Genomic DNA, 1,428 nt, shown 5'->3' on the forward strand with positions numbered 1-1,428 from the left:
CACAAGGTGTTCGTCCAGGGCGCGATCTGGAACATCGACTCCTTCGACCAGTGGGGCGTCGAACTCGGCAAGGTGCTCGCCAAGCGCGTCGAACCCGCCCTGACCGAAGGCACCGACGTACCCGGTCTCGATCCCTCCACGGCCGCGCTCGTGGCCGCCTACCGCACTCTCCGGAAGAAGTGAACTGACAATGCAGCTCGGACTCATCGGCCTCGGCAAGATGGGCGGCAACATGCGCGAGCGCATACGCCGCGCCGGCCACACCGTCGTCGGCTACGACCGCAACCCGGACCTCGCCGACGTGCACAGCCTCGCCGAACTCGTGAGCAGCCTCGAAGGCCCGCGTGTGGTCTGGGTGATGGTGCCGGCCGGCGCCCCCACCCAGACCGTCATCGACGAGCTCGGTGACCTGCTGGAGGCCGGCGACACGGTCGTGGACGGCGGCAACTCCCGCTGGACGGACGACGAGAAGCACGCCGAGGAGCTGGCGGCCAAGGGCATCGGCTTCGTCGACTGCGGTGTCTCCGGCGGTGTGTGGGGCCTGGAGAACGGCTACGCGCTGATGTACGGCGGGGACGCCGAGAACATCGCCAAGGTGCAGCCGGTCTTCGACGCGCTCAAGCCCGAGGGCGACTTCGGCGCGGTGCACGCCGGCAAGGTCGGCGCGGGCCACTTCTCCAAGATGGTCCACAACGGCATCGAGTACGCCATGATGCAGGCCTACGCCGAGGGCTGGGAACTGCTCGAGAAGGTCGACTCCGTCACGGACGTGCGCGAGGTCTTCCGGTCCTGGCAGGAGGGCACGGTCATCCGCTCCTGGCTGCTCGACCTCGCCGTCAACGCGCTGGACGAGGACGAGCACCTGGACAAGCTGCGCGGCTACGCGCAGGACTCCGGCGAGGGCCGGTGGACCGTGGAGGCGGCCATCGACCACGCGGTGCCGCTTCCCGCGATCACGGCGTCGCTCTTCGCCCGCTTCGCCTCGCGCCAGGACGACTCGCCGCAGATGAAGATGATCGCGGCGCTGCGCAACCAGTTCGGCGGCCACGCCGTCGAGTCGGCGAAGTAGGGAAGGGCCGTGGGCGATCTCATCCTGGTCCGCCACGGAGAGACGGAGTGGACGCTGACGGGACAGCACACCAGCTGGACCGACCTTCCGCTCACCGGGCACGGCGAGGAGCAGGCCAGGTCCCTCGCGCCGTTCTTCGCCGGGCGCTCCTTCGCCCAGGTCCTCACCAGTCCCCTCGCCCGCGCGGTGCGGACCGCCGAACTCGCGGGACTGTCCGGCGCGCGGACCGACCCCGATCTGCACGAGTGGGACTACGGCGGCTACGAGGGGGTCACCACCCGTGCCGTCCACCGGGCCCGGCCGGGCTGGGTGCTGTGGGACGACGGGGTGCCGCCCGGCCCGGACGGCCACCCCGGCGA

The 1,428-nt window shown here is 70.5% G+C and carries 2 protein-coding genes and 1 pseudogene; all 3 read left to right on the forward strand.

Going from position 1 to position 1,428, the window contains the following annotated elements:
• A pseudogene (locus CW362_RS42775) lies at positions 1-183 on the forward strand (glucose-6-phosphate isomerase); the annotation flags it as partial.
• A 7-nt stretch (positions 184-190) separates the two neighbouring features.
• Positions 191-1,069 carry a phosphogluconate dehydrogenase (NAD(+)-dependent, decarboxylating) gene (gnd, locus tag CW362_RS42780; RefSeq protein WP_103554951.1) on the forward strand — a complete coding sequence of 293 codons (879 nt, stop codon included), beginning with the start codon at positions 191-193 and terminating at the stop codon, positions 1,067-1,069.
• 9 nt (positions 1,070-1,078) lie between these two features.
• Positions 1,079-1,428: histidine phosphatase family protein (locus CW362_RS42785; RefSeq protein WP_162684459.1), on the forward strand; the 350-nt coding region annotated here is incomplete at its 3' end.

Source organism: Streptomyces populi (assembly GCF_002911015.1).
Classification (GTDB): domain Bacteria; phylum Actinomycetota; class Actinomycetes; order Streptomycetales; family Streptomycetaceae; genus Streptomyces; species Streptomyces populi.

Excerpts from the sequence above, each read along its gene's own strand:
- gnd (WP_103554951.1), top strand. The coding sequence starts at position 191 with ATGCAGCTCGGACTCATCGGCCTCGGCAAGATGGGCGGCAACATGCGC.